Below are 25974 nucleotides of genomic sequence, written 5' to 3' on the forward strand. Positions count from 1 at the left end.
GCAGGTGACCTTCACCTCGAAGTGGCCATCCGTGAACACCCGGTTTTCACTCGCGACGGTGACGACCTGCGTGCCACAGTCACGATCCCAATGACCGCTGCCGCCCTGGGCACCACCATCAGCTTGGAAACCTTTGACGGGGAACGTGAACTTGAGATCGCACCGGGAACCCAAGTGGGCACTACCGAAACCCTGACCGGGCTGGGAGTTGGCCGCTTGCGTCGCTCCTCGCGCGGTGACCTGCTGGTCACCGTCAACGTTGAAGTGCCGTCCAAACTCGACGCAAAACAGCGTGAACTGCTCGAACAGCTTGCCCAAATGCGCGGCGAAACCAACCCCGACGTCAAACTGGGCAACCACCACCGCGGGCCATTTAGCCGTCTGCGGGACCGGTTCAACCTATGACGCTTCCGGTTTTCCTCACCCAGACCCCCTTGGCAGGTGCCACGGGTACTATCACGGTGGGGCCCGAGGTCGCCGGCCACGCAGTGCGCGTACGCCGCATGGGTGCCGGAGAAGAACTTGAACTTATCGACGGCACCGGGATGCGTCTGCGGGGGACTATCCAGGAAGGCACCCCGGAGTCCCTGACGCTCAGCGTGACCGAGGTGACAGAAGAACCCCAGCAACGACCTCGGCTGGCTCTTGTGCAAGCCCTTTCCAAGAACGACCGGGACATCCAAGCGATCGAAGCTGCCACAGAAGTGGGCGTGGATGCGGTGATTCCGTGGGCTGCGCAACGCAGCATCGCCGACTGGCCGGCCAAAAAAGCTCACAAAATGGCCGCTAAATGGAGCAACGTTCTCACCGCTGCCACGTTGCAGGCCCGGCGCACCCGGGTGCCTGAACTGGGTGAGTTGATCCGCGGAACTGCTGTTACCCAACTGGTGACCCCCACTTCACGCGTGATCGTCCTGGACGAAACGGAATCCACCGGACTTACGGAAGCGGTGAACGACCTCGGGCAGGGGAACACTACCCAGGACAACATTTCCCAGGGAGACATCGATCAGATTGTGGTGATCGTTGGACCGGAAGGCGGGATCACACCTGCAGAAATCGACGCGCTGGTGTCAGCTGGTGCCCGGACGGCCGTTCTTGGCCCCACGATTTTGCGAGCTTCAACTGCAGGTCCTGTGGCGTTGGCGATTGTGCAGACGCTGTTGGGGCGATGGAAGTAACCCGGGCTAGACTGGTGATAGCTCAAGGAAAGGACACATTCTGGAAACCGCACCCACTGTGCAACTGACGATTCCCGATTCGATTGACCCTGTTGCACTTCTTGGCCCGGCCGATTCCAATCTGAAAACGCTCGAACGTTTAGAACCCTCTGTCGACATTTTGGCTCGCGACAGGGGCTTAAGGATTCGCGGACCACAGGCAAATGTCGATGCGGTTGTCAAAACCGTGGGGCAGCTCAAACGTTTGGTGGCTGCGGGGCAACAGGTGACCTCGGGGACTGTTGAGCAAGTTCACGGCATGGAGCACGCTGAACCTGCGCAAGTCCTCACCGACAACGTGGTGTCGCACCGGGGTCGCACGGTACGTCCTAAGACTTTTGGGCAACACGAGTATGTCAACGCGATCCGCAAGCACACCATCACGTTTGGTATTGGGCCGGCGGGTACCGGAAAGACGTATTTGGCCATGGCCATGGCGGTGAATGCCCTGAGCCGAGGTGACGTCAAGCGGATCATTCTGACGCGCCCGGCCGTGGAAGCGGGGGAGAAGCTGGGGTTCTTGCCGGGAACCCTGGATGAAAAGATTGACCCGTATGTGCGCCCGCTGTATGACGCGTTGCACGACATGGTCGAACCCGAACGCATCAAAGGGCTTTTAGAGTCCGGCATTATTGAGGTCGCACCGCTTGCGTACATGCGTGGTCGCACGCTGAATGACGCGTTCATTATTTTGGACGAAGCGCAGAACACCACGCCCGAACAGATGAAGATGTTTCTCACCCGTCTGGGCTTCCAGTCGCGCATGGTGGTAACGGGAGACATCAGCCAGATCGACTTGCCCGGATCGACCCCCAGCGGCCTGCGGATCGTGGCGAACATCCTCAAAGATGTCGACGACATCTGTTTCTTCAACCTCACCAGTAAAGACGTGGTCAGGCACCCGTTGGTAAGCAAAATCGTTGACGCATACGACTCACAGCCGGGTGGTGGGGCATGAGTATCGAACTGGGCAATGAAACCGAACTCCCAGTCGACTTGGAGCGAGTGCAGGAGTGCGCACGGTTTGCTCTTGACACGGTGAATGTTCATCCGGCCGTTGAGCTTTCCATTCGGTTTATCAGTGATGACGTCATGAGCGAGCTTCACGAAACGTGGATGGGGCTACCGGGGACAACGGATGTCATGTCGTTCCCCATGGACGAACTCAAACCTGGACACGACGAACCCGGGATGTTGGGCGATATTGTGATCAGCCCAACAGTAGCTGCAGAACAAGCAGCTGCGGCTGGGCACTCTATGAGCGACGAGATTTACCTGCTCACAGTCCACGGGATTTTGCATTTATTGGGCTATGACCATGGAGAGCCAGACCAGAAATCCGAAATGTTTGCGCTGCAAAGAAAACTGTTGCTCATGTGGTTCGCCCAGATAGAGCCCGGTCGCACACACGTTCCCGAACCAACAGAAGACTAAACCGTGGACGTTTTTATCTATTTCGCGGTCGCAGTGGTGTGCGTTCTTCTTGCATCCATTCTCGCTGCCGCTGATTCGGCGTTCAGCGTGGTGTCTCACCACGAAGTTCACGATGCCGCTGAGGACGGTAGGCGTGGTGGCGAACGTGCGTTGAAGGTTGTGCGTGATCTACCCACCCACATCAATGTGATCACGTTCGTCCGCCAGCTTTTTGAAGCAAACGCGGTGGTGTTCATCGTGTGGGGCTTCGTCGAAGTCTTGGGCGCTAACTGGAAGAGCATGGTGCTTGCAGCTCTGATGGGAAGCGTGGCCATTTTCGTGATCGCGGGAGTGTCCCCGCGTACGATTGGGCGTCGTCGTTCGCTCCCCGTCACTTTGGCTCTCGCTGGCCCAGTTGCCGGTCTGCGCACGATGCTTGGACCACTTGCGCGTGTCCTGGTGTGGTTGGGCAACATGCTCACCCCGGACCGGGTGTACCGCGACGGTCCTTTTGTGACCCAAGAACAGCTCCGTGACTTGGTTGAACGGGCGAGTGCTGGCAACATTATCGACGATGACGAACGCGACATGATCGGTCGTATTTTCAACTTGAGCGATACGCGAACGTACAAGGTGATGGTGCCCCGCACCGATGTCGTGACGATTGACGCGAACGACACTTTGGGCGAGTCGCTCAGTCTGTTTTTCCGTTCCGGGTTTAGTCGTATTCCGGTGGTCAATGGCGATATCGATGAGATGACTGGGGTGCTGTACCTCAAGGACGTCTCACGCAAGTTGTACATGGACCCTGACGCAGCTGATACGAAAGCAGCTACCTTAGCCCGGAAGGTTCCGTACGTTCCCGAAACGAAACCGGTTGGGGATTTGTTGCGCGAAATGCAACATGAAGCCACTCACGTTGCCGTTGTCATTGACGAGTACGGGGGCACTGCCGGCATCATCACGATCGAAGACATTGTGGAAGAGATCGTGGGGGAAATTGCTGACGAGTATGACTCGGAAGACGAAGAAATTGTTGAGATCGAGCCGGGCGTGTACCGAGTAGACACACGCATGCTCATCGACGACCTCGCGGAGTTTTTTGATGTCCGGATCGACGAAGACGACGTCAGTTCCGTGGGTGGGCTTTTGACTACGCTGATTGGAAAAGTGCCTATCGAAGGCTCGCGGGCTGAATGCGCGGGCTTGAGTATTGAGGCTGAACCCGGGCAGGGGCGACGCCACCGCGTCCACCATGTGATTGTGAAAAGAATCGAGGAACCAGATGAGCCTGTTTCGTGAGGTACCCAGTGACTTTCGTGCCGGGTTCGCATGTTTTGTGGGCCGACCCAACACGGGAAAGTCCACTCTGACAAATGCGCTTGTAGGCACCAAGGTTGCGATTACCTCAAACAAGCCCCAGACCACCCGGCACACGATTCGCGGAGTTGTCCACCGGGACAACCACCAGCTGATCGTCGTTGACACGCCGGGCCTTCACCGACCTCGGACGCTTTTGGGATCCCGACTCAACGACCTGGTGGCTTCGACGCTCGCTGAAGTCGATGTGATTGGCTTTTGTCTGCCGGCCAACGAAAAGATTGGGCCGGGGGACCGGTACATTGCCGAACAGCTGGAGATGATTGCGCGCAAGACTCCCGTGGTTGCGATCGTGACGAAAACGGACACCGTTCCCAAAGGGCAGGTGGTTGAGGCGCTCACCGCTGTCAATGAGTTGGGGGACTTCGCCGAGGTCGTCCCAGTGTCCGCGGTGGACGGATTCCAAGTGGATACGGTCGATCAGGTTTTGGCTAAGTACTTGCCGGAAAGTCCGCCTTTGTACCCGGACGGCGATATCACTGACGAGCCTGAGTCCGTTCTCATTGCTGAGCTAGTTCGCGAAGCTGCTTTAGAGGGAATCCGCGAAGAATTGCCACACTCTCTGGCCGTTCAAGTCGAGGAGATGATTCAGCGTGAAGATCGCCCGGAGGACAAGCCGCTGGTCGATGTGCACGTGAACCTGTATGTTGAACGCGACAGCCAGAAGGCCATCATTATTGGGCGAAAGGGGGCTCGTTTGAAACAGATCGGGTCTCAGGCCAGGCAGGGGATCGAAGCACTGTTGGGTACGCCCGTTTTTTTGAGCCTCCACGTCAAGGTGGCTAAAGACTGGCAACGCGACCCCAAAGCGCTGGGCCGTTTAGGCTTTGACTTCTCGTAGCCCCGGATAGACTTAGCGATTGTGACTTCAGTACACCTCGTAGATCGTTCTCCCAGCATCAGCCCCCACGAACTGATTGCTCAGCTAGTTCCACCACCGCACTTTGAAGACGTGTCGTTTGAGTCCTATAAACCGGACCCCACACAACCGTCACAGGCAAAAGCCCGTGATGCGCTCCAGGCGTTTACGGAGAAAAGCACTAAGAAGAGCATTTTTAAGAAAATGCTGGGGAAGTCCGACAGCTCAGCGAAAGGGCTGTACCTGGACGGTGGTTACGGTGTGGGCAAGACCCACCTGTTGGCTTCTGCGTGGCACCGGTCAGAAAAGCCGGCCGCGTTTGGAACCTTCGTGGAATACACCAACCTCATTGGTGCTCTAGGTTTCAAACAAGCAGCGGCTGATCTGTCGCAGTGCAAGCTCGTGTGTGTAGACGAGTTCGAGCTAGACGACCCGGGCGACACAGTCATGATGAGCCGCCTCATGCGAGAGCTCACCGACGCGGGCGTCAAAATTGTGGCCACTTCCAACACTTTGCCGGGAGCGTTGGGACAGGGACGTTTCGCCGCGCAAGACTTTTTGCGCGAGATTCAAGCGCTGGCCGATCAGTTCGAGGTTCTCAGCATAGACGGGGACGACTACCGTCACCGCGGAATCCCAAACCCTCCAGAGCCTGTGTCGAACGACGAACTGCAAACCGTCGCTCAGGACTTCGCTGGCACGATCGCGTGCGATGAGTTTGATCAACTCATGGAACACCTTCCACGTGTGCACCCATCGCGCTACCGCCTGCTTTTAGACGATATCGATGCTGTCGCATGGCAGGACGTGCACACGGTCGAGAACGAATCGGTGGCACTCCGCTTTGTTGCTCTTGTCGACCGTATGTACGACCGCGGTGTGGCGATTCACAATTCGGGTGTGCGCCTCGACAAGGTTTTTACTGAAGACATGCTGGGTGGCGGATACCGCAAGAAGTACATGCGTTGCTTGTCGCGTTTGACCGCTCTGGCTACAGGTGAGGAACGATGAAATTCAACAACGAACCGATCGTGGAACCGGCTCACAGCGTCGAACCAGCTCCTTCGCCCAAGCTCGCTGACGAAGTCGACCAGGCGTCACCGGCGGAACTGGTTCAGGTGTTGCGGTGGAAGCGCGGTGCCTCGTTCGATTCTGTTGACCCCACTGCGAAGCCAGGGTTTAGCGGAAACAAGGAACAGGGGCGGACGGCTCGCACCGCTGACAGCGAAGTTCTCAGTGACCTGCAAGAACGGCTGTACGCGAATGCGAAAACCGGGGTTGAGCGTAGCCTTTTGGTGGTGATCCAGGGGCGGGACACGGCCGGCAAAGGTGGAATCGTGAACCACGTTGCAGGAGTCTTGAGCCCGCACGGCGTGTCAATCGCATCATTTGGTGTTCCAACGGAAGAAGAAAAGCAGCATCACTTCCTGTGGAGGATCAAGAAGAAGCTCCCGGAACACGGTCAAATCGGGGTTTTCGACCGCTCCCACTACGAAGACATTCTGGCAGTGCGCATGCACAACTTGGCACCCGAATCAGTATGGCAAGGCCGCTATGAAGAGATCCGACAGTTTGAGCAGGGCTTGGTCCAATCGGGGACAGCTGTTGTCAAAATCATGCTGACGGTTTCACAGGAAGAACAGTACCAACGTCTCTCTAAACGCTTAAGCCGCGAAAACAAGCTCTGGAAGTACTCTCCTGGAGACGTCGATGACCGCTTGCGCTGGTACGGCTACTCTCAAGCGTTCTCCGATGTCATGGACGAAACTGACACGAACGACACGCCGTGGTACGTGGTTCCTGCAGATCGCAAATGGTACGCGCGCTGGGCAGTAACTCGCATCGTGATCCACCACTTGCAGGGTATGAATGTGGCCTGGCCGCCGCCAGCGTTCGATGTGGAAGAAGAACGTGCGCGATTAGAAGAAGCGCGTTATATCAAACCCGCTGAACCACAGGACACATAGCACTGCAAACGTCACGCAAAGGAACGTGACTAAGCCAATTGCGGCTCCGACCGACCAGTGAGAGCGTTTGATAAACACCGTCCATGCGTGCAGTTTTTTGCGCGCCCACATGAGTAAACAGTGGGCCCAGTGAAACTCTGACGCAATGATTGCTACGCCGAACAGGACGATCAGCCAGCCTGGCCCTGGCAGTGGCACTAGCACGAGTCCCACAACAATGACGATTCCGCCAACGATGCCCACGGTCCACTTGTAGAACGCTTCCGTAGTGGGGTGGGCGGCAATGGACTGTCGCCAACGCAAATAACTTAAATGGCTAGCGCGAATCCAGCGAGGACGGTGAGTGCGAGGCCGAGCCTCATACGGTGACTCGGGTTTCTCCTCGCGATTCTTAGGCATGAAACAAGCCTACTTCCCTTGTCTGGACGCGGGTTTAACGGCATTGAACATCCACGGGTGACACGCGTCACAGCAAATCGATTTGGCATCTGAGAAAAGACCGTATAGAGTTTCTATTCGTTGCCAGGGAAACCTGACACGCGGATGTGGCTCAGTTGGTAGAGCATCACCTTGCCAAGGTGAGGGTCGCGGGTTCGAGTCCCGTCATCCGCTCTGGCGCCGGTCAGAGTGATCTGGACTCGGCGATCGCCTCCGCGGTGGCGTGGCCGAGAGGCGAGGCAGCGGCCTGCAAAGCCGTATACACGGGTTCGAATCCCGTCGCCACCTCGACCGGCGCGATTGGCGCAGCGGTAGCGCGCTTCCTTCACACGGAAGAGGTCACTGGTTCGATCCCAGTATCGCGCACGCGTGTTCAACGCAAGTGCACTACAACTAAATACGCATGTTTACATGCGCGATTGGCGCAGCGGTAGCGCGCTTCCCTGACACGGAAGAGGTCACTGGTTCGATCCCAGTATCGCGCACACATCACCCCGGCTTAGGCCGGGGTTTTTCGTTCAAACGCTGTTTTGCAACAGAATCGCAACAGGTTAGCAACATCTGCGGCCACCAATGTTTGAGCGAAGTCATTAGGCTAGGAATGTATTTTCAACGAAGGAGATCAGATGTCTAACCCATACGGTGGCTCAAGCTACCCAGGTGGAGGTAACAACACTCCACCGTCAGCTCCTGGTTCACAGCCCCCCTCAGCCAGCTCACCCCAAGCACCTCAATATGGAGGAGGTAGCTATGGTAGCGGAAGCTACGGTAGTTCCTCGGCTGGACAATCAGCTCCAAGTGCCCCCGGCGCACCCGGCGCCCCAAGTAGCCCGGGAGGACCTTCGTACCCTGGCGGGCCTCTAGGCGGTTCCGGAAGTAGCAGCGAAAAGAACGGCGTGGGCCTGTGGGCGATGATCCTGGGTCTTGCTGGAATTCTGTTTGGTCTGCTGACCGGTCTCCCCGGCGCCATCATGGGCATGATCGGGTTGAAGAACGTCAACAACGGCGAAGCTGATAACAAGGGGCAGGCGCTTACTGGTCTGATTGCCGGTATCATCACCTCGATCGGTGGTCTGATCGGTGGCATCATTGTCGTCGTTCTGATTGCAACCGGAGCGTTGTTTAGCGGTGGTTCAGGTACGACCGAGCCTACGTCACCACAGACTCAGGGTGGCCAGGAGCCAGGTGGGAACGGAGGCCAGAACCCTGGAGGTCAGGAACCCGGTGGCAACGGTGGCCAGGAGCCAGGCGGCAGCAACGGTGGCGGCAGCGGCGGTGGAAACTCATCAGGTAAGAGCCCAGAAATCGAAAACGGGGTTAACCTCGGTGTGCGTTCGAAGCAAACGACGGCTGGGAAGTACACTATCCCAACGGAAGTTCAGAACAAGGAATACATGTTCATCGAGGTTGTTATTACGAACAACTCGGACAGTGAATACTCGCTTCCGTACCCGATCGTTTCGGCAGAGCTCAACGGTAAGCAGCTAGAGCGAGTAACAGACGTGGAGAACCAGAAGAAGGGCGCCCTCGACTGGCCAAGCTCGCTTGCACCTGGTGAAGAAGCGGTTTATCAAACTGGCTTTGTTGCATCAGGCGCCGATGCGAAGAATGTGAAGGTCACGGTGAGCCTCAACGGCAAGAAGTTCGACTTCACAAACGGTTGATCTTCTTTCTCACACGGCCCAGGTGAACACCTGGGCCGTGTGCGTATCATCAAAGGGGATAGAATCGGTTCTGTGCTCGGAACGCAATTGCTACAAGCACAACGCAAATACATCGACAGGAGACAAACGTGGCAGACATCGTGACCCTCGACGGTAAAAATATCGATTTCGAGGACGGCATGACAGCCACAGAGTTCTTCGCTGATCGTAAAGACGTCATCGCTATTCGGCTCAACGGGGCCCCAGCCGATCTGGACCGTGAACTGCACGCAGGCGACACGGTTGAACCAATCCTGATCTCTGAACCGGACGGACTCGACATTTTGCGCCACTCGTGCGCTCACGTGGTAGCCCAGGCGGTGCAGGAACTGTACCCAGGTTCCAAACTGGGAATCGGCCCGTACATCACGGACGGCTTCTACTATGACTTCCAGGTGGAGGAACCGTTTACGCCTGAAGATCTCAAAGCGATCGAGAAAAAAGCCCAGCGGATTGTGAAGGAAGGGCAGACCTTCCACCGCGTCGTCGTTGACGAAGACGAAGCGATCCGTCGTGAAGCCAATGAGCCCTTCAAACTCGAGCTCATCCAGGACAAGGGCAAGGGTGCTGAAGGCGCCAGCGTGGAAGTTGGCGGTTCAGAGCTGACGGTGTATGAAAACCGTAACCGCAAGGGTGAAGTCGTGTGGCAGGACTTGTGCCGCGGTCCTCACCTGCCCAGCACCAAACTGATTGGCAATGGTTTCGCCGTTACCCGCGCTTCGGCCGCATACTGGCGAGGCGATCAGGACAACGCCAGCCTGCAGCGCGTGTATGGAACTGCATGGGCAAGCAAAGACGATCTCAAGGCGTACCAAGTACGCATCGCTGAAGCTGAGCGTCGCGACCACCGTCGTCTAGGAGCCGAACTCGACCTGTTCAGCTTCCCAGACGAACTAGGCTCAGGTCTGCCGGTGTTCCACCCCAAGGGTGGAGTCATCAAACGTGAAATGGAAGACTACGTGCGCGCCCGCCACATCGAAGAGGGCTTTGAGTACGTGGGCACCCCACACATTTCTAAAGAGGCTCTGTACTACACCTCGGGACACTTGCCGTACTACGGCGAAAACATGTTCCCTGCCATGCAGGTTGATGAACAGCGCGACGAAAACGGCGAAATCATCAAGCAGGGCCAGCCGTATCGCTTGAAGGCGATGAACTGCCCCATGCACAACCTGATTTACCGCTCCCGAGGTCGTTCCTACCGGGATCTGCCCCTGCGTCTTTTTGAGTTTGGGACGGTGTACCGCAACGAAGCCTCCGGTGTGGTCCACGGTTTGACTCGCGTGCGTGCGCTTACGCAGGACGATTCGCACTCGTATGTTGCGGTTGAGGACGCTGCAAGTGAGATCAAGCACTTGCTTGACTTTATGCTCAGTCTGTTGCGCGACTTTGGTTTGGACGACTTCTATCTGGAACTGTCTACGCGCGATGCTGTAGGGAAAAAGGCCAACAAGTTCATTGGTTCTGATGAGCAGTGGGACGAAGCCACGCGCACGCTTGAAGAAGTTGCGCGCGCAACGGGTCTGGAATTGGTTCCGGACCCGGGCGGCGCAGCGTTCTACGGGCCTAAGATTTCTGTCCAGGCACGCGATGCGATTGGGCGTACGTGGCAGATGTCCACGGTTCAGTTGGACTTCAACCAGCCGGAACGTTTCGACCTCGAATACCAGGCGGCTGACGGCAGCCGTAAGCGGCCGGTGATGATTCACTCGGCTAAGTTCGGTTCGATTGAACGCTTCCTGGGTGTTCTGACGGAACACTACGCTGGCGCGTTCCCCGTGTGGCTCTCACCTGTGCAGGCCATTATGGTGCCGGTTGCTGACGAATTCCTTCCGTATGTGGAAGAGATTGCACAGAAGCTCAAAGCACACGGCATTCGGGTTGAGATCGACGACTCCACGGACCGTTTCCCCAAGAAGATCCGAAACGCGTCGAAGTCGAAGGTGCCGTACACGTTGATCGCCGGTGGCGAAGACCGCGACGCTCACGCCGTGTCGTTTAGGTTCCGCGACGGTTCGCAGGAAAACGGGGTTCCCGTTGACCAGGCAGTTGAACGCATTGTGGACGCAATCAAAACCAAAGCGCAGGTGTAATACATGATCCCAGAACCGGAAGCAGCAGCCGGGTTCCCCGGTGAACCGGACGGTCTGCAGCGGCTGTGGACGCCTCACCGTATGGTGTATGTGGGTGGCGAGACCAAGCCTAAGGACGGAAGCGAAAGTGAATGTCCGTTTTGTGTAGCACCCACCAAGTCCGATGAGGACGGTTTGCTTGTTGCTCGTGGGAAAACGGTGTTTGCGGTTCTCAACCTGTACCCGTACAACCCGGGGCACTTGCTTATTTGCCCGTACCGTCACGTTCCGAGTTATACGGATCTCACCGAAGAAGAAACCCTGGAGTTCGCGCAGTTTTCGCAAGAGGCGATGCGGATGATTCGGCGAGTGTCAAAGCCTGATGGTTTTAACTTAGGGATGAATCAGGGTGCGGTTGCGGGCGCTGGAATTGCCGCGCACTTGCATCAGCATGTGGTTCCCAGATGGAGCGGGGATGCGAACTTCTTCCCGGTCATAGCGCAAACCAAAGCGTTACCGCTCGTTCACGGGCAGGTGCGTGAAATGTACTCTGAAGCCTGGAGTGCTCCAGATGCGTCATAGTGTGCGCAAAAGCTACTGTCCTTAACCGCAGTCCCCGTTAGGTCCCAACGTGCTCAACGCTATTGCTCGTGCGGCGTTTACGAAACTGTTCACGCCACTTGCACAGCTCCTCATCAAACTCGGCATCGGCCCCGATGCCGTCACTGTGATAGGGACGTTAGGCGTATGCGTTGGTGCTTTGGTTCTCTATCCCATGGGGCAGTTGTTCTGGGGCACTGTCGTGATTACGTTTTTTGTTTTCGGCGACATGCTCGACGGGATCATGGCACGGCTTCTGGACAGAAATTCCACATGGGGTGCGTTTTTGGATTCCACGATGGACCGCTTGGCTGACTCGGCTGTTTTCGTGGGGCTGGCATTGTGGTATTTTCTTGGGGCTGACGATCCTTTGACGGCCCTTTTGGCGCTGGCATGCCTGGTGATGGGGTCGATTGTGTCGTATGTTCGTGCCCGAGGTGAGGGTCTGGGGGTGCAGGCGTCCGGAGGTATCGCGGAGAGAGCAGACAGGCTCCTGGTGACGCTCGTCGTTACTGGTTTGGTAGGGCTCGGACTTCCCGATAGTGTGCTAACTATCGCTCTCGCGATACTTGTCGTGCTGTGCTGTATTACTATCGCTCAGCGTATGAGTAATGTGTACGTGCAACTTCGTTCCAAGGAGTCCGATTGAAAGTCCGCAGTGCAGCACGGGTAGTGCTCATGAACACGGAAGGTGCTGTGTTCTTGCTGAAGGCAAAAGACCTGGGTGACTCCAGCAAAACGTGGTGGATGACGTGTGGAGGCGGTGAGGAAATGGGAGAACTCCCAGCACAGACCGCGGCACGTGAACTTGCTGAAGAAACTGGCATCGAATGTGAACCCACTGAGCTTGTGGGCCCACTTGCCAAACGGCGGGCAGTCATGGAGTTCACGGACCATACACTCCACCAAGACGAAGTGTTCTTTGGTCTTGTTGACGACTCCGACGTGGACTTCGAAGAAGCGCTGTGGACCGATGTTGAAAAAGCGTCGATCGTCGGTGCCAAGTGGTGGACCCGCGAAGAGCTGGAAACCACCTCGGAAACGGTGTATCCCCGCCAACTCATCGAACTCATGGACGTAGTGAGCTCCGGGCAGATACCCGAAACCCCACTTGTTCTCGACTAAAAGACTCAACCACAAGAGGCGTAGAATAGCGCTCAGATTTTACGAAAGGAACTGTTCATGGCAGGTCACTCCAAATGGGCGACGACAAAACACAAAAAAGCAGCGATCGATGCGAAGCGTGGCAAGCTCTTTGCCAAGCTCATTAAAAACATCGAAGTTGCCGCGCGCAACGGAGGGGCTGACGTAGCGGGTAACCCTACGCTGTACGACGCGATTCAGAAGGCAAAGAAGTCTTCTGTTCCGAACGACAACATCGAACGCGCGGTCAAGCGTGGAGCCGGGCTCGACGGTGGCGGTGTTGACTACCAGACCATCATGTACGAAGGCTACGCGCCTGGGGGAGTGGCGCTCCTCATTGAGTGTCTGACCGACAACCGCAACCGTGCGGCCTCGGAAGTCCGCGTTGCCGTGACGCGCAACAACGGAAGCATGGCAGACCCCGGTTCGGTCTCCTACAACTTCAACCGCAAGGGTGTTGTGGCTGTGCCTGTTGAAGGCACCAGCGAAGATGCCATCCTGGAAGCCACCTTGGACGCAGGTGCTGAAGAAGTGAAAGACCAGGGGGACATCTTGGAGGTCATTTCGGAGGCCACCGATCTGGTTGCTGTGCGTACGGCACTGCAGGAAGCAGACATTGACTACGACAGTGCGGAAGCCCGGTTCGTGCCCAACCTCGAAGTACAGTTGGACGCGGAAACCGCCAAGAAGGTTTTCACACTCATCGACGCTCTTGAAGACCTCGACGACGTACAGAACGTGTTCACCAACGCCGATGTCACTGACGAAGTGATGGCCCAGCTGGAGGCCGAAGAAGAGTAATGCGCATTCTGGGAGTCGACCCGGGGTTGACTCGCCTGGGTTTGGGTGTGATTGACGCGGGCCGTGCCAGGCAAGCGCGCATGGTGGCAGTCGACGTCATTCGCACCCCCTCGCAGGACTCTTCGGATGTGCGTTTGGGACGTATCGCGGATGCATTCGACACGTGGCTGGACAACTACCGGCCGGATGTCGTGAGCATTGAGCGCATTTTCGCGCGCAACGACGTGTCCACGATTATGGGCACGGCTCAGGCGTCAGGGCTCACGATGGGTCTGGCTGCGCGTCGGGGAATCCCCGTGGCCATGCACACCCCGTCAGAGGTGAAAGCGGCTGTCACGGGTAACGGGCGGGCCGACAAGAAACAGGTCACGCACATGGTGACGCGCATCCTCAAACTCGACAGCCCTCCCAAGCCGGCCGACGCAGCCGACGCGCTGGCACTTGCGATCTGCCACTTGTGGCGGGGCGCCTCGTCCGCGTTATCAACCCCCGGGTCCACAAAAGACGTGGTGGACCGGCAGCGAGCCGGTCGCCAGGGCGACAATCTCACACCTGCGCAACGCGCGTGGGCGCAAGCGATCAGGGACGCGCGCTAAGCGGATCCCACAGCCTAGTGGACATGTGCGCTAACGTAGAATTAATCGCACGTATGTTCCCAAAGGATGTCCATTGATTCGGTACCTCGAAGGCACAGTTCACACAGTTTCGGCCAATTCGCTCACAGTTGTCACCTCCGGGGTTGGTCGCGAGGTTTTTGTGACTCCCGCTGTGGCCGGCAGGGTGCGCACAGGTTCAGAAGTCGCATTGCACACTGAGCTCATCGTTCGTGAAGACGCGTTGACGCTGTACGGTTTCGATACGCCCAGTGAGCTCAAACTGTTTTCTACTCTGCTTGGCGCAAATGGGGTTGGACCTAAGCTCGCCCTGGCTATTCTTTCCGTTCTTTCACCAGATCAGGTGTACGGCGCAATTTCTGACAACACTCCTAAAGTGCTCACAGCCGTTCCGGGCGTTGGGCCAAAGGTCGCCGCCAAACTCATTGTGGACTTGCAAGGGAAGGTGCCTGCCACCTCGGCCGTTCCTTCTTCCGGGGCTGGGCCTGCCAGCGCCGAGGTCGTGCAGGCTCTTGTGGGTCTTGGCTGGAAAGAGGCCACCGCGATCAAAGCGGTTGAGGCGGTCGCGCCTGAGATGGGCCAGGCGTCGGTGGCAGACATGCTCAAGGCGGCGTTGCGTGAACTCGGTGGTTCGCGGTGAGCGACAAGTCGTATGAAGTAGATTTTGGTGCTTCCGATCTCACGGGGGCGGAAGAAGAGCGGCTCATGCGTTCCGGCGCCGACGATGCTGAGCGTGCGCAGGAAGCGGCTTTGCGGCCCAAGGGGCTTGCGGAGTTTGTGGGACAGAAGCAGGTGCGCGAACAGTTGTCCTTGGTTTTGGACGCTGCTAAGGCCGGTAAGCGCACGCCTGATCACGTGCTGTTGTCTGGTCCGCCCGGTTTGGGGAAGACCACTCTGGCCATGATTATTGCCCAGGAGATGGGTTCACATATTCGTATTACGTCCGGGCCTGCGGTTCAGCACGCGGGTGATTTGGCTGCGATTTTGTCTTCACTGGATGAGGGCGAAGTGCTGTTCATCGACGAGATTCACCGCGTTGCCCGGGCTGCCGAGGAAATGTTGTACGTGGCCATGGAGGATTTCCGCGTCGATGTGATCGTGGGGAAGGGGCCAGGGGCTACTGCGATTCCGCTGGATCTTCCGCCGTTTACGTTGGTGGGGGCCACCACCCGGTCGGGGCTGTTGCCGGCGCCCTTGCGCGACCGTTTTGGGTTCACGGGGCATCTGGATTTCTACACGTCGCAGGATTTGCAGCGGGTGCTTGAACGGTCTGCAGGAATGCTGGGCATCGAGGCCGATGAGGCAGGGCTTGCTGAGATTGCTCGCAGATCCCGAGGGACTCCGCGTATTGCGAACCGTTTATTGCGGCGGGTGCGTGACTGGGCTCAGGTCCGAGGTGACGGCCACATTGATCTGTATGCGTCGAGGTCTGCGTTGAATGTGTACGAGGTGGACGACCGCGGATTGGACCGACTTGACCGGGCAGTTCTTTCGGTTTTGTGCGAAAGGTTCAATGGGGGACCGGTGGGTCTGTCGACGTTGGCTGTGAGCGTGGGTGAGGAGCCAGAAACGGTTGAAGAAGTTGCTGAACCGTTTTTGGTGCGCGAAGGTCTGATGACTCGTACCCCGCGTGGGCGAATTGCAACGCAGACGGGGTGGCAACACATTGGTTTGACTCCACCAGATGACCCGGCGTTGTTTTCTTGATACGTAAGTTTTTTGACGCGTGCGGTCTGTGCGATTGGGTGTTGCCCGGTTAAGTATTAGACTACAATTTTGGCGTTAAATGACTTCGAAAGGGTTTGGTCGTGGAGATTATCCTTCTGGTTGCTCTAGGTGGGCTTCTGCTGTTCTTTATGATGAACACGCGTAAGCGGCAGAAAGCACAGCAGGAGAAACTTTCGAACAACTTGCGTGTTGGCGCGACCGTGATGACGAGCTTCGGGATGTTTGGGACTGTGACCGACGTTGACGAAGACGGGATCAAGGTGACCGTTGAGACAACACCAGGGACCAACGTGGTGATCCACCGTCAGACCATTGCGCAGATTGAAGCTCCAGAAGGTGAAGCTCCTGCTGTTCCTGAAGCGGACGCGGATGTGAGTTCGGATGTAGCTTCAGATGTTGACGAGCCTGCCGTTGAAGAGTCGAAGGCGGACACAGCGCCACGTATTACTGACGCTGAGCTTGATGCGATGAACGAAGCGAAGCGCAACGCGATGACTAACGATAACGCTGACACAAACGATTCCGACAAGAAGTAAAAACCGTGGCATCTATTGACAAAAAGCCCCGTCCTGGGCGCCGGTTTTTGGCGCTTGGAGCTTTTATTGTAATCATTTTCGCGCTTGTGGGCGCCGGTGCGGTTTGGTCGAATGCGACCTGGTCGCCCAAATTGGCTTTGGACTTGGAAGGTGGAACGTCCATCATCCTGGAGCCACAGCTTGAAGACCAGCAGGTGACGCGAGAGCAACTGCAACAGGCCGTTGCGATTATTCGTCAACGTGTGGACTCCACCGGTGTTTCTGAAGCGGAGATCAGCACGCAGGGTGACCGCAACATTGTGGTGAACCTGCCGGGTAACCCCGATGAAGAAACTCGTAACTTGGTGCGGTCTTCGGCCCAGTTGGCCTTTAGGCGCGTAGCACTCGTGGGTGCTCCAACGCCTTTGGACCAACAGCAACAAGAAGATAAGCCCCAAGAAGACACGGGACCTAAGCTCTCTGAAGAAGACCAGAAAAAGCTCGACGAACTTCTCGGTGGCCAGGGCGGACAGAGCCAGCCAGAGCAGGGTGCCCCACAGCAGGGCCAGCCTCAGGAACCCGCGAACCCCGGCTCGTCTAACATTCGCCCGGTAGCGCAGCCAGCCCCATCTGAAGAAGGCAAAGAGCCACAACAGGGCGAACAACCAGAACAGAAGTCAGAAGAAGAACCTTCGAAGCTGCCAGAAGATTTCGAACCTGGTTCCCAGGACGACGTGCCACGTTTCAAGCCGGAAGACCAGCAGTCGTGGATGGACTCCAAACTGCTTGAAGAGTACGCCAAGCTCGACTGCACCAAACCGGAAAACCGGGTTGGTGGTGACTCTGGCCCACGTGACGAACCGATGGTGTCATGTGACCAAACGGGTGAAGCGAAGTACATTCTTGGACCTGTTGAGCTCGCTGGTTCGCACGTGAAGGACGCGAGCTTCGGATTCGAGTCAACCTCGCAGGGAACCCAGACCAACCGACTGGCCGTCACCATGGAGTTCGACGACTTTGGCCGTGAAGTGTTCGGAAAGGTCACCTCTGCTGTCACGGGTGCTCAGCCTCCGTACAACCAGTTTGCGATTGTCCTTGACGGTCTGGTTCTGTCAGCACCTGTCTCCCAGAGTGCGGTGACAGACGGTCGCGCACAGATTACCGGTAGCTTCAGCGAAGAAGAGGCGTCGACGCTTGCAAACCAGCTGAAGAACGGTGCATTGCCCATCAGCTTTAAGGTGCAGAGCGAACAGCAGATTTCGCCCACGTTGGGTGCTGACTACCTCAAGGTGGGTCTGATCACCGGTGGAATTGGTCTGCTGCTCGTGGTTGTGTACTCGCTCTTGCAGTACCGAGTCCTGGGCTTGGTGACCGTGTCCAGTCTGGTGGTCGCCGGTGTGCTGACGTGGGGACTCTTGCTGTTCGTGTCGTGGCGTTATGGTTATCGCCTCTCGCTGGCCGGTGTCGCCGGTATCATCATCGGTATTGGTATGGCCGCCGACTCGTTCATTGTGTACTTCGAACGTGTTCGAGACGAGCTACGTGACGGCCGTAAACTCCTTTCGGCTGTTGAAGTCGGTTGGGACCGTGCACGCCGTACCATTTACGCGTCCAAGGCCGTGAACATGTTGGCCGCGGTGATCCTGTTTATTCTGGCCGTGGGATCCGTGCGTGGGTTCGCATTCACGCTTGGTTTGACCGTGATTGTCGACGTTGTGATCGTGGTTCTGTTCACGCACCCCATGCTCCAGGTGCTCGCTCGTACCCGCTTCTTTGGTGAGGGACACCCTATGTCGGGTATGGACCCTCGCCAGTTGGGTGTGAAACCGGAAGCGTACCGAGGCGCTATGGGACTGGATCTGGACAAGGCACGGAAGAAGAGCACGGGTCGTTCCCACAAGGAAGCCAAGCGACGCGAAGAGTCCCGGACTCGTAAGTCGGGTCAAACTTTGGCAGAGCGGAAGGCGGCTGAACGTAAGGCCTCATCCGTGGACACGAAAACAAAGACCACGGAGGAGGACGCATAATGAAGCGCTTTTTTGAGTTTGGTAACCGCCTCCACTCGGGTGAAACGTCCATCCCGTTCGTGGGTAAGGGCAAACTGTGGCTTTCGATTGCTACGGTGCTGGTGATTCTGTCCCTGCTCATCCCTGTTGTGGGTGGTTTCAACTTGGGTATCGCTTTCCGAGGTGGTTCTGAGTTTGAAATCTCGAACGTGAAGTCGAACGACCCGCAGCCTGGTATCGACGCCACTAACAAGACGGTCGGTCACGCCGAGGCGACCGGCGTGCCCCGTTCGGACACCTCGGTCCGGATTGAGACCCGCCAACTTTCCGATGAGGAAATGCAGAAAGTGCGCGAGGCTTTGATCAGCGCGTACAGCGTGGACAACAAGGACGTCACCTCCAACTTCGTTGGGCCGCTGTGGGGTCAGGACATTACCAACAAGATGACGCGCGCTCTGGTGATCTTCGTGGTCATTTCGATGATTGTGATGGCACTGTATTTCCGCACGTGGAAGATGTCGCTGGCAGCTATTGCTGGTCTGTTCTTCGTGATGATCACCACCATGGGGATTTATTCGGCGTCGGGCTTTGAAGTGACGCCCGAGGCGGTGATTGGGTTCCTCACGGTCCTTTCGTTCTCGTTGTATGACACGGTGGTGGTGTTCGACAAGATCCGAGAAAACACGACTGATTTCACAAAGAACCGCAAGCAGACCTTCGGTGAGCTGGTGAACTTGGGCGTCAACCAGACCACGGTACGCTCGATTAACACCACGGTGATTTCGATCTTGCCTATAGCGTCGATTCTGTTCATTGGTGTGTTCATGCTGGGTGCTGGAACACTGGTGGATATTGCCCTGTCGCTGTTTGTCGGAACGATTACCGCGGCTGCGTCGACCTTGTTTGTTGCGTCTCCGCTGTACTACTTCTTGCGGAAGAACGAACCAGCGGTGCGTGAACAGGAGAACGCTGTTCTGGAAGCACGTGCGTCGAAGAAGTCTGCAGAACCTGCTGCCGTGTAGTTGCTGTGTAGTGGGTTTCCATGTCTCAACCTGAATCAACGTCGAAAAGGCCACGCGGAATTTCCCGTTTGGCCTTTTGGACTGCCAGAAGCCAAAATGCTCCACAGGTTCCTAAAGCGCTGGGGCCTTTGTTGTCTGCGGTCGCGGAGAACCATCCCAAGGCCGACATCAATATCATTCTGAAGGCGTACCGGGTAGCTGAGAAGGCTCACCGCGGGCAAACACGCAAGAGTGGTGACCCGTACATCACCCACCCGGTTGCGGTGGCAACGATTTTGGCTGAGATCGGCATGATGCCCGTGACCTTGGCTGCGGCACTTCTACACGACACGGTAGAAGATACCGACTACGGCATGGACCAGTGCCGTGAAGAGTTCGGCGATGAGATCGCGCTCATGGTCGACGGCGTGACCAAGCTCGACAAGATCCAGTACGGCGCGGCGGCGCAGTCGGAAACCGTGCGCAAGATGATCGTGGCCATGAGCCGGGACATTCGTGTGCTGGTCATTAAGCTCGCCGACCGTTTGCACAACGCGCGCACGTGGAAGTACGTGCCGGCTTCTTCTTCTGAACGCAAGGCCCGCGAAACCCTGGACATTTTCGCGCCTCTGGCCCACCGCCTCGGGATGAACACCATCAAGTGGGAGCTGGAAGACCTGTCATTCCAGGTTCTGTATCCCAAGGTGTACTCCGAAATTGTGCGCATGGTTGCCGAGCGCACGCCTGAGCGCGAAAAGTATTTGGCCACTGTGTCAAAAGAGCTGGGGCGGGAACTCACCGGCGCGAAGATCGAGGCGACCATTACGGGACGTCCTAAGCACTACTATTCGATCTACCAAAAGATGGTGGTACGAGGCCACGAGTTTGCCGATATTTATGACCTGGTGGGTGTGCGCGTTCTGGTAGAGACGGAACGCGAATGTTATGCGGTGTTGGGTATTGTCCACGCTAAGTGGTCACCTGTTGCGGGGCGATTCAAGGACTACATCGCCATGCCCAAGTTCAACATGTACCAGAGCCTGCACACCACGGTCATTGGGCCTACGGGCAAGCCGGTTGAGATTCAAATCCGGACGCACGAAATGCACCGGCGAGCCGAATTTGGTGTTGCTGCCCACTGGAAGTACAAGGACCGTCGCAAATCGGGTGGAGCAGCCTCGGGGCGCATGGCAAAAGTGGGCGACGCGGGCGAAGTCGACCAGGTTCAATGGTTGCGTCAGCTACTGGACTGGCAGCGTGAGGTCACCGACCCCGACGAGTTCCTCGACAACCTGCGCTATGAAGTGAAAAGCGCGGACGTGTACGTGTTCACCCCCAAGGGGGACATCATCACACTTCCCGTGAATTCAACGCCGGTGGACTTTGCGTATTCCGTCCACACCGAGGTGGGGCACAAGACCATGGGTGCGCGCGTCAACGGCCGCTTGCTTCCTTTGGATACCCAGCTGAAGAACGGCGATGTCGTTGAAGTGTTCACGTCCAAGGATGAGAACGCTGGGCCGTCGCGTGACTGGTTGGCGTTTGTGGCCTCACCGCGTGCGCGCAGTAAGATCCGCCAGTGGTTCTCTAAGGAACGGCGAGAAGAAGCGGTTGAGAACGGTCGTGACCAGTTGGCTCGCGCGATGCGTCGCCACCACTTGTCCGCTGAGAAGCTCATGAGCCAAGAAGCGTTGGTTGTCGTTGCGAACGAGCAACGCCTGCCGGATGTGACCGCGTTGTATGCGGCGATTGGCCAAGGCAATATTTCGGCAGCCCACGTGGTTGATCTTTTGGCCAAGGAAGTCGACAGTTCGCCGGATGACGCGAATGTCGCAACGCTTCCGCCGTCGAACCCCACGGGCAAGTCACGTGGTCACCACTCGTCCTCTGAGGGTGTACGCGTGGTGGGCGCAGATGACATTCTCATCAAATTGGCCCGGTGCTGTACTCCTGTTCCAGGTGACCAGATTACTGGATTTGTCACGCGTGGGGCAGGGGTTTCTGTCCACCGTAAAGACTGCCCCAATGTCGCGTCCTATGACACGGAGCGCTTGGTTGAGGTCGAATGGACTAACACGTCTTCGGGTGTGTACCTGGTTCAGATTCAGGTCGAAGCGCTGGACCGTGCGGGCCTGTTGTCCGATATCACCCGGGTGTTGAGCGAGACGCACGTGAACATTTTGTCTGCCTCCGTGGCGACGTCTAAAGCGCGGGTGGCTCAGTCACGTTTTGTGTTTGAGATTGGGGATGCGAGCCACTTGGACAACGTGCTCAACGCGGTGCGCCAAGTAGATGGTGTTTTCGACGTGTACCGGTTGAAGTCAACGTAGCTGAGTTGACGTCAACCCAGGTGAGCGATAAGCGGATCGGCTAGGTGAGCGAGTTTTCGCAGTCGCGTCAGCCGTGGTCGGCGGTACAGTCCGCGTAGAAACGTGGCGAATGCCACGCGGGCCTCAGCAGGAATGCGCAACAGCAGGTCGCGTGCTTGTGCCACGCTGGTTTCTGGTGGCACGCGGTCTTCGCACAGGTCGAACAAGAGTGCGTACAGGGTGGCGGATTCGGACGTCACATAGTTCTTACCCAGCTTCACCGTATGGCCGTGGGGGACAAGGGTTTCGTGGATATGGAAACCGTCGTGAATTGAGCGGACTCGTTTGCGTTTTGTTGCGGAGACCGAGGTGGTTTCCGGTGACATGCCGTCTCCCCACCACACCCAGTACGCAGTTTCGTGCGAGAAGGCTACGTGTTTGACAGGTGGAGTGGTAAGTGCGTTGCTCCGCACTGTGGGAGTGATGGGTTCCCCAGAGGCCACCCAACACTGTTGTGTGAGCGGGGTGAGCAACCCGTCCAACTCGAGTGAGACGAGTTGGTGGTGTGAAAGTCCTTCTCCCGCGGTGAACAGTTGTGTCATGTAACAACTGTGACCGGTTATGCGGTCAATTCATAGAGGGGGAGAAGGATCTGTGGATAACTAGTCGAGTTCCTGTGCGGTCTTGCTCAACTGGTCATACCACGCTTGTTTGGTGTTGAGCGCTTCTTCGGCTTCAGCGATACGCTTCTGGTCGCCCTTTTCGCGTGCAACGTCGAGTTCTTTGCGCAGTTCTTCTAGAGCGTCTTCCAGCTGGGCCATGACACCGCTGGTGCGGGCCTTGGTTTCTGGGTTGGTGCGCTTCCATTCTTCGTTCTCGGCGTCGCTGAGAGCACGTTCGACGTCGCGCAGTCCGCCTTCCATACGGGAGACGTCAGCACGTGGCACACGGCCCGCGTCTTCCCACTTTTCCTGAATATCGCGGAGTTTTTTGCGCGTCGCTTCAATGTCTTCGATGGGCAACAGGGCGCGTGCCTGCTCCAAGAGTTCCTCTTTCACTTTGAGGTTCTCTTGGTATTCGGCGTCGAGAGCTTCGTTCTGTGCGTTGCGCGCGTTGAAGAACACGTCTTGGGCTGCGCGGAAACGTGCCCACAGCGCGTCGTCCTCTTTGCGACGTGCGCGGGGAGCGGCCTTCCACTTGTCAACCAGCTTGCGGTACTTGGCAGCGGTTTCGCGCCATTCGGTGGAATTCGACAGGGATTCTGCTTCCGCGACGATGCCTTCTTTGATGCGCTTGCCTTCTGCTGAACGCTTGTCGAGTTCGTTGAAGAATTCGCGGCGGTGACGGTCGAAGCTGTTGCGTGCCTTGGAGAAACGTCCCCACAGCTCTTGGTCCTGGTCCTTTGGCAGGCGTGGGGTGGAGGCCTGGAGTTCCTTCCAACGGTCGAACAGTTCGTTCATACGCTTGCTGGAGTTCTTCCACTGAACGCGCGCAGGATCGGTTCCGGCGATCGACTCTGCCTCTTCCACAATGGCCGCGCGTGCTTGGCGTCCTTCTTCGCGGGCCTGTTCGTGCTGTTTCTGTTGCTGAGTGTGAGCAGCTTTCGCACGTTCTTCGAGTTCGGACAGGGCGGTTTCGAGAGCATTTAGGTCACCAACGACGAGAGCTTCAGCGAGTGCTTCGCGTTGTTTGACCGCTGCCTGGCGAATAGTTTCGCCGTTGGCGCCTGCCTTGAGGCGTTCAGCGAGGAGGTCTGCTGATTCGACAAGTTCGAGGTACTTCTTAGCGAAGTAGTTAAGTGCCTGCTCGTTGTCCGCGTCTGGATACTGGCCAACTTCGCGTTCACCGCCCACCACTTTGACAAAGACAGTGTTGTTTTCGTCTACGCGACCAAATGCGCGCGCTTTTTCCAGCTCAGCTTTCCGGTCTCGAGCAACGGGTGCGACCGGCTGAGTGCCGGGTTGGGGAGTGGCTCCCGGACGTGGGACGGGACGAGGCTTGGGTGCGGGTGAGTCAGACATAGTTACCTAGGATTACTGTTAGCGGTGCCGGTCGAATCACGTGTGATCACTCGGCAGTGTTGACAACATTGCTAGCATAACCGTTTTCGTGGGTGATGGGGGACGTTCGTACACTTGGTTTATGTTTGTTCTTTCCAGTGTTGCCGAATTTTTAGGTGTCAACTGCTACGCGGTGGCGCGTGAGGGCGCTTCCGAGTGTGTGTTGTTCGACGCAGGCCTCAATGGTGCCCCTGAGCTTTATGAATTGCTGAAAGAAGAAGGGCTGACACCCACAGCGCTCGTGCTCACCCACGGTCACCCGGACCACATTTTGGGACTCCCACACTTTTATGAAGAGTTTGGTGCGCTGCCCACGTATCTGCACGCAGACGACATGTATCGGGTAGAACGTCCAGCTGAGACGATGAACCCGCAGTTCAAGGCCATGCTTGCGCCTCTTGTTGCGCAGTGGGAAGTGCCCCAGGTGCAGCGTTTCAGCGACGGTGACGTGTTGCAGTTGGCAGGCTTGGACATTCGGATTATTCACACGCCGGGCCACACGGAGGGCTCGTGCGTGTTTGAAGTGACAGAGGGAAACGAGTCTCTTCTCTTCACCGGTGATGTGTTGTTCGCCGGGTCGATTGGGCGCGTGGACTTGCCCGGCGGTGACCCGGAGGCCATGCAACGGTCCTTGGAGATTGTGAAGGGGCTTGCGAATCAGCCGGTGTACCCGGGCCACGGTCCTGCTACGCGGCTTGACCACGAGAAGCGCGTGAATCCATTTTTGTGATCGCCCAGCGCGCTCTCATCGCAAGCACTGACATAATAGGTATGGCCAGAAATCTGGGCATATAAGGAGTTAGTACTGTGGCAACCGCCAAACTTTCAGGTTTTCCCGAATGGTTACCAGCCGACCGAGCCGTTGAAGAACGGATCATCGATCTTCTCAAGCACACGTTTGAGCTCAACGGTTACGCTGGGATCCATACGCGCGCGGTTGAACCACTGTCAGCCTTGGCTAAAGACGGTGAGATCGACAAAGAAATCTTTGCGGTGTCGCGTCTGCACTCAGAAGGTTCTGAAAAGAACCCTATGGGGTTGCACTTCGACCTCACGGTTCCTACTGCGCGATACGTGGTGGAAAACGCTGGTCACTTGAACTTTCCGTTTAAGCGGTATCAGATCCAGCCGGTGTGGCGTGGCGAACGGCCCCAGGACGGCCGCTACCGCGAGTTCATCCAGGCGGATATTGACATCATTGCCGAGGACACTCTGCCTGAGCACTTCGAGTACGAAGTGCCGTTGGTCATTGTGCAGGCGTTTGACGCTCTGGGTGAGCTGGGTGTGCCACCGGTGAAGGTGGTTGCGAACAACCGCAAGCTCATTGAGGGGTTCGCCCGAGGTGTGGGTCTGGAGAACATCACCGCGGTCCTACGCTGTATCGACAAGTACGACAAGATCGGCCCGCAACGGGTAGCTGAACTTCTGCAGGAGGAGGCGGGGGCCACCTCGGCCCAGGCGGAGGCCTGCCTCAAACTGGCTGACATTGAGTCTGCGACGACGGAATTTGCCGACAGGGTGGCGGCGTTGGGTGTCAGCAACGACATGTTGGACGAGGGCGTGGAGGCACTGGTCAAGCTCATTGATCAGGCACACGCACAGTCCCCGGGGTCAGTGGTTGCGCAGTTGAAGATCGCCCGAGGTTTGGATTACTACACGGGCACTGTGTACGAGACCTTGTTGCAGGGGCACGAGTCTTTGGGCTCGGTGGCTTCAGGTGGTCGTTATGACGCGTTGGCACGCACGGACAAGCGCGTGTACCCGGGCGTGGGCATGTCCATTGGGGTTTCGCGGTTGATGTCGCGGTTGATCGGTAAGGACCGGGTACTCACGGCTACGCGCGAGGTGCCCACGGCTGTTTTGGTCGCAGTGACCGATGAAGAGACGCGTGCAGAAGCCAACAGTGTGGCGCGGTCCTTGCGTGAGCGGGGGATTCCTGCGGATGTGTCGCCGGTGGCGTCGAAATTCGGCAAGCAGATCAAGTTTGCGGACAAGCGGGGGATCCCGTTCGTGTGGTTTACTGACGGCGAATCGGGGCACGAAGTCAAGGACATTCGTTCAGGGAAGCAGGAATCTGCGGCTGCTGACGAGTGGCTTCCGCCGGCTGCGGATCTGTGGCCGCAGGTCGTGCGGGTCGTTTAGGGC

At 57.3% G+C, this 25974-nt stretch carries 26 protein-coding genes and 4 tRNA genes; 27 read left to right on the plus strand and 3 right to left on the minus strand.

Annotated features, from left to right (window positions below; translation table 11 throughout):
• The 8 genes from HMPREF0183_RS08540 to HMPREF0183_RS08575 all read left to right on the plus strand — a co-directional run.
• The coding region (locus HMPREF0183_RS08540) for a DnaJ C-terminal domain-containing protein (RefSeq protein ID WP_005885042.1) at positions 1 to 405 on the plus strand (405 nt) is incomplete at its 5' end.
• A complete protein-coding gene (locus HMPREF0183_RS08545) occupies positions 402 to 1181 on the plus strand; it encodes a 16S rRNA (uracil(1498)-N(3))-methyltransferase (RefSeq protein WP_005885044.1) in 780 nt (259 codons plus the stop codon). The genes HMPREF0183_RS08540 and HMPREF0183_RS08545, both read left to right, overlap by 4 nt.
• 58 nt (positions 1182 to 1239) lie before the next feature.
• Positions 1240 to 2178 (plus strand): PhoH family protein, encoded by a 939-nt coding sequence (locus HMPREF0183_RS08550; protein WP_005885046.1) that lies wholly within the window; start codon positions 1240 to 1242, stop codon positions 2176 to 2178.
• On the plus strand, positions 2175 to 2654 hold the full coding sequence (gene ybeY / locus HMPREF0183_RS08555; protein ID WP_005885047.1) for an rRNA maturation RNase YbeY: 480 nt from the start codon (positions 2175 to 2177) through the stop codon (positions 2652 to 2654). Before HMPREF0183_RS08550 ends, ybeY begins: the two co-directional genes overlap by 4 nt.
• 3 nt (positions 2655 to 2657) lie before the next feature.
• Entirely contained in the window at positions 2658 to 3935 is a 1278-nt protein-coding gene (locus HMPREF0183_RS08560) for a hemolysin family protein (protein ID WP_005885049.1), read from the plus strand.
• On the plus strand, positions 3919 to 4854 hold the full coding sequence (gene era, locus HMPREF0183_RS08565) for a GTPase Era (RefSeq protein WP_005885051.1): 936 nt from the start codon (positions 3919 to 3921) through the stop codon (positions 4852 to 4854). The genes HMPREF0183_RS08560 and era overlap by 17 nt, the downstream gene beginning before the upstream one ends.
• A gap of 21 nt (positions 4855 to 4875) precedes the next feature.
• A complete protein-coding gene (zapE, locus tag HMPREF0183_RS08570; protein ID WP_005885053.1) occupies positions 4876 to 5883 on the plus strand; it encodes a cell division protein ZapE in 1008 nt (335 codons plus the stop codon).
• The gene (locus HMPREF0183_RS08575; RefSeq protein ID WP_005885055.1) at positions 5880 to 6839 is read left to right on the plus strand and encodes a PPK2 family polyphosphate kinase; all 960 of its coding nucleotides are present in this window, start codon (positions 5880 to 5882) and stop codon (positions 6837 to 6839) included. Before zapE ends, HMPREF0183_RS08575 begins: the two co-directional genes overlap by 4 nt.
• Here the strand turns inward: HMPREF0183_RS08575 and HMPREF0183_RS12560 are convergent.
• Positions 6792 to 7238 carry a PGPGW domain-containing protein gene (locus tag HMPREF0183_RS12560; RefSeq protein ID WP_083801483.1) on the minus strand — a complete coding sequence of 149 codons (447 nt, stop codon included), beginning with the start codon at positions 7236 to 7238 and terminating at the stop codon, positions 6792 to 6794. The genes HMPREF0183_RS08575 and HMPREF0183_RS12560 overlap by 48 nt on opposite strands.
• A 140-nt stretch (positions 7239 to 7378) precedes the next feature.
• Between HMPREF0183_RS12560 and HMPREF0183_RS08580 the strand changes: the two genes are divergently transcribed.
• From HMPREF0183_RS08580 to HMPREF0183_RS08660, 17 genes are all read left to right on the plus strand, one after another.
• A tRNA-Gly gene (locus HMPREF0183_RS08580) sits at positions 7379 to 7451 on the plus strand.
• 43 nt (positions 7452 to 7494) lie between these two features.
• Positions 7495 to 7565, plus strand: a tRNA-Cys gene (locus HMPREF0183_RS08585).
• Between the two features lie 6 nt (positions 7566 to 7571).
• Positions 7572 to 7643 (plus strand) — tRNA-Val (locus HMPREF0183_RS08590).
• A 47-nt stretch (positions 7644 to 7690) separates the two neighbouring features.
• Positions 7691 to 7762, plus strand: a tRNA-Val gene (locus tag HMPREF0183_RS08595).
• 411 nt (positions 7763 to 8173) lie between these two features.
• On the plus strand, positions 8174 to 8941 hold the full coding sequence (locus HMPREF0183_RS12205; RefSeq protein WP_050775393.1) for a DUF4190 domain-containing protein: 768 nt from the start codon (positions 8174 to 8176) through the stop codon (positions 8939 to 8941).
• A gap of 179 nt (positions 8942 to 9120) precedes the next feature.
• Entirely contained in the window at positions 9121 to 11073 is a 1953-nt protein-coding gene (gene thrS, locus HMPREF0183_RS08605; RefSeq protein ID WP_425358126.1) for a threonine--tRNA ligase, read from the plus strand.
• A 3-nt stretch (positions 11074 to 11076) separates the two neighbouring features.
• Entirely contained in the window at positions 11077 to 11634 is a 558-nt protein-coding gene (locus HMPREF0183_RS08610) for an HIT family protein (RefSeq protein WP_005885065.1), read from the plus strand.
• 49 nt (positions 11635 to 11683) lie between these two features.
• Entirely contained in the window at positions 11684 to 12301 is a 618-nt protein-coding gene (pgsA, locus tag HMPREF0183_RS08615; protein ID WP_005885066.1) for a phosphatidylinositol phosphate synthase, read from the plus strand.
• Positions 12298 to 12777 (plus strand): NUDIX hydrolase, encoded by a 480-nt coding sequence (locus HMPREF0183_RS08620; protein WP_005885067.1) that lies wholly within the window; start codon positions 12298 to 12300, stop codon positions 12775 to 12777. The genes pgsA and HMPREF0183_RS08620 overlap by 4 nt, the downstream gene beginning before the upstream one ends.
• Before the next feature lie 57 nt (positions 12778 to 12834).
• Complete coding sequence (locus HMPREF0183_RS08625; RefSeq protein WP_005885068.1) at positions 12835 to 13596, plus strand: YebC/PmpR family DNA-binding transcriptional regulator; 762 nt, start codon at positions 12835 to 12837, stop codon at positions 13594 to 13596.
• Entirely contained in the window at positions 13596 to 14192 is a 597-nt protein-coding gene (gene ruvC, locus HMPREF0183_RS08630) for a crossover junction endodeoxyribonuclease RuvC (protein ID WP_005885069.1), read from the plus strand. The genes HMPREF0183_RS08625 and ruvC overlap by 1 nt, the downstream gene beginning before the upstream one ends.
• A 73-nt stretch (positions 14193 to 14265) precedes the next feature.
• Positions 14266 to 14850: a Holliday junction branch migration protein RuvA gene (gene ruvA / locus HMPREF0183_RS08635; RefSeq protein WP_005885070.1), complete on the plus strand. Its 585-nt coding sequence runs from the start codon at positions 14266 to 14268 to the stop codon at positions 14848 to 14850.
• The gene (ruvB, locus tag HMPREF0183_RS08640; RefSeq protein ID WP_005885071.1) at positions 14847 to 15917 is read left to right on the plus strand and encodes a Holliday junction branch migration DNA helicase RuvB; all 1071 of its coding nucleotides are present in this window, start codon (positions 14847 to 14849) and stop codon (positions 15915 to 15917) included. Before ruvA ends, ruvB begins: the two co-directional genes overlap by 4 nt.
• Before the next feature lie 101 nt (positions 15918 to 16018).
• Entirely contained in the window at positions 16019 to 16474 is a 456-nt protein-coding gene (gene yajC / locus HMPREF0183_RS08645) for a preprotein translocase subunit YajC (protein WP_050775394.1), read from the plus strand.
• Between the two features lie 5 nt (positions 16475 to 16479).
• Positions 16480 to 18480, plus strand: coding sequence for a protein translocase subunit SecD (secD, locus tag HMPREF0183_RS08650; protein ID WP_040348693.1), 2001 nt, complete (start codon positions 16480 to 16482; stop codon positions 18478 to 18480).
• Complete coding sequence (gene secF, locus HMPREF0183_RS08655; RefSeq protein ID WP_005885074.1) at positions 18480 to 19481, plus strand: protein translocase subunit SecF; 1002 nt, start codon at positions 18480 to 18482, stop codon at positions 19479 to 19481. The genes secD and secF overlap by 1 nt, the downstream gene beginning before the upstream one ends.
• A gap of 20 nt (positions 19482 to 19501) precedes the next feature.
• Positions 19502 to 21790 (plus strand): RelA/SpoT family protein, encoded by a 2289-nt coding sequence (locus HMPREF0183_RS08660; protein WP_040348694.1) that lies wholly within the window; start codon positions 19502 to 19504, stop codon positions 21788 to 21790.
• An 11-nt stretch (positions 21791 to 21801) separates the two neighbouring features.
• Here the strand turns inward: HMPREF0183_RS08660 and HMPREF0183_RS08665 are convergent, their stop codons facing one another.
• Positions 21802 to 22371 carry a hypothetical protein gene (locus HMPREF0183_RS08665; RefSeq protein ID WP_005885076.1) on the minus strand — a complete coding sequence of 190 codons (570 nt, stop codon included), beginning with the start codon at positions 22369 to 22371 and terminating at the stop codon, positions 21802 to 21804.
• 60 nt (positions 22372 to 22431) lie between these two features.
• Positions 22432 to 23790 (minus strand): DUF349 domain-containing protein, encoded by a 1359-nt coding sequence (locus HMPREF0183_RS08670; RefSeq protein WP_005885077.1) that lies wholly within the window; start codon positions 23788 to 23790, stop codon positions 22432 to 22434.
• Between the two features lie 121 nt (positions 23791 to 23911).
• Here HMPREF0183_RS08670 and HMPREF0183_RS08675 point away from each other — a divergent pair, with 121 nt between their 5' ends.
• Positions 23912 to 24559, plus strand: coding sequence for an MBL fold metallo-hydrolase (locus HMPREF0183_RS08675; RefSeq protein ID WP_005885078.1), 648 nt, complete (start codon positions 23912 to 23914; stop codon positions 24557 to 24559).
• A gap of 77 nt (positions 24560 to 24636) precedes the next feature.
• Entirely contained in the window at positions 24637 to 25971 is a 1335-nt protein-coding gene (hisS, locus tag HMPREF0183_RS08680; RefSeq protein WP_005885079.1) for a histidine--tRNA ligase, read from the plus strand.
• Positions 25972 to 25974: the final 3 nt, after the last annotated feature.

Origin of the sequence: Brevibacterium mcbrellneri ATCC 49030 (assembly GCF_000178455.1) — a bacterium.
Lineage (GTDB): Bacteria > Actinomycetota > Actinomycetes > Actinomycetales > Brevibacteriaceae > Brevibacterium > Brevibacterium mcbrellneri.

Bases quoted from the DNA above. Each gene is read 5' to 3' on its own strand.
- HMPREF0183_RS08675 (WP_005885078.1), top strand. From the start codon at position 23,912: ATGTTTGTTCTTTCCAGTGTTGCCGAATTTTTAGGTGTCAACTGCTAC.
- ybeY (WP_005885047.1), top strand. From the start codon at position 2,175: ATGAGTATCGAACTGGGCAATGAAACCGAACTCCCAGTCGACTTGGAG.
- secF (WP_005885074.1), top strand. From the start codon at position 18,480: ATGAAGCGCTTTTTTGAGTTTGGTAACCGCCTCCACTCGGGTGAAACG.
- ruvC (WP_005885069.1), top strand. From the start codon at position 13,596: ATGCGCATTCTGGGAGTCGACCCGGGGTTGACTCGCCTGGGTTTGGGT.
- thrS (WP_425358126.1), top strand. From the start codon at position 9,121: ATGACAGCCACAGAGTTCTTCGCTGATCGTAAAGACGTCATCGCTATT.
- HMPREF0183_RS08670 (WP_005885077.1), bottom strand. From the start codon at position 23,790: ATGTCTGACTCACCCGCACCCAAGCCTCGTCCCGTCCCACGTCCGGGA.
- HMPREF0183_RS08625 (WP_005885068.1), top strand. From the start codon at position 12,835: ATGGCAGGTCACTCCAAATGGGCGACGACAAAACACAAAAAAGCAGCG.
- HMPREF0183_RS08660 (WP_040348694.1), top strand. From the start codon at position 19,502: ATGTCTCAACCTGAATCAACGTCGAAAAGGCCACGCGGAATTTCCCGT.
- HMPREF0183_RS08665 (WP_005885076.1), bottom strand. From the start codon at position 22,371: ATGACACAACTGTTCACCGCGGGAGAAGGACTTTCACACCACCAACTC.
- HMPREF0183_RS08610 (WP_005885065.1), top strand. From the start codon at position 11,077: ATGATCCCAGAACCGGAAGCAGCAGCCGGGTTCCCCGGTGAACCGGAC.
- HMPREF0183_RS08545 (WP_005885044.1), top strand. From the start codon at position 402: ATGACGCTTCCGGTTTTCCTCACCCAGACCCCCTTGGCAGGTGCCACG.
- era (WP_005885051.1), top strand. From the start codon at position 3,919: ATGAGCCTGTTTCGTGAGGTACCCAGTGACTTTCGTGCCGGGTTCGCA.
- HMPREF0183_RS08575 (WP_005885055.1), top strand. From the start codon at position 5,880: ATGAAATTCAACAACGAACCGATCGTGGAACCGGCTCACAGCGTCGAA.
- HMPREF0183_RS12560 (WP_083801483.1), bottom strand. From the start codon at position 7,238: ATGCCTAAGAATCGCGAGGAGAAACCCGAGTCACCGTATGAGGCTCGG.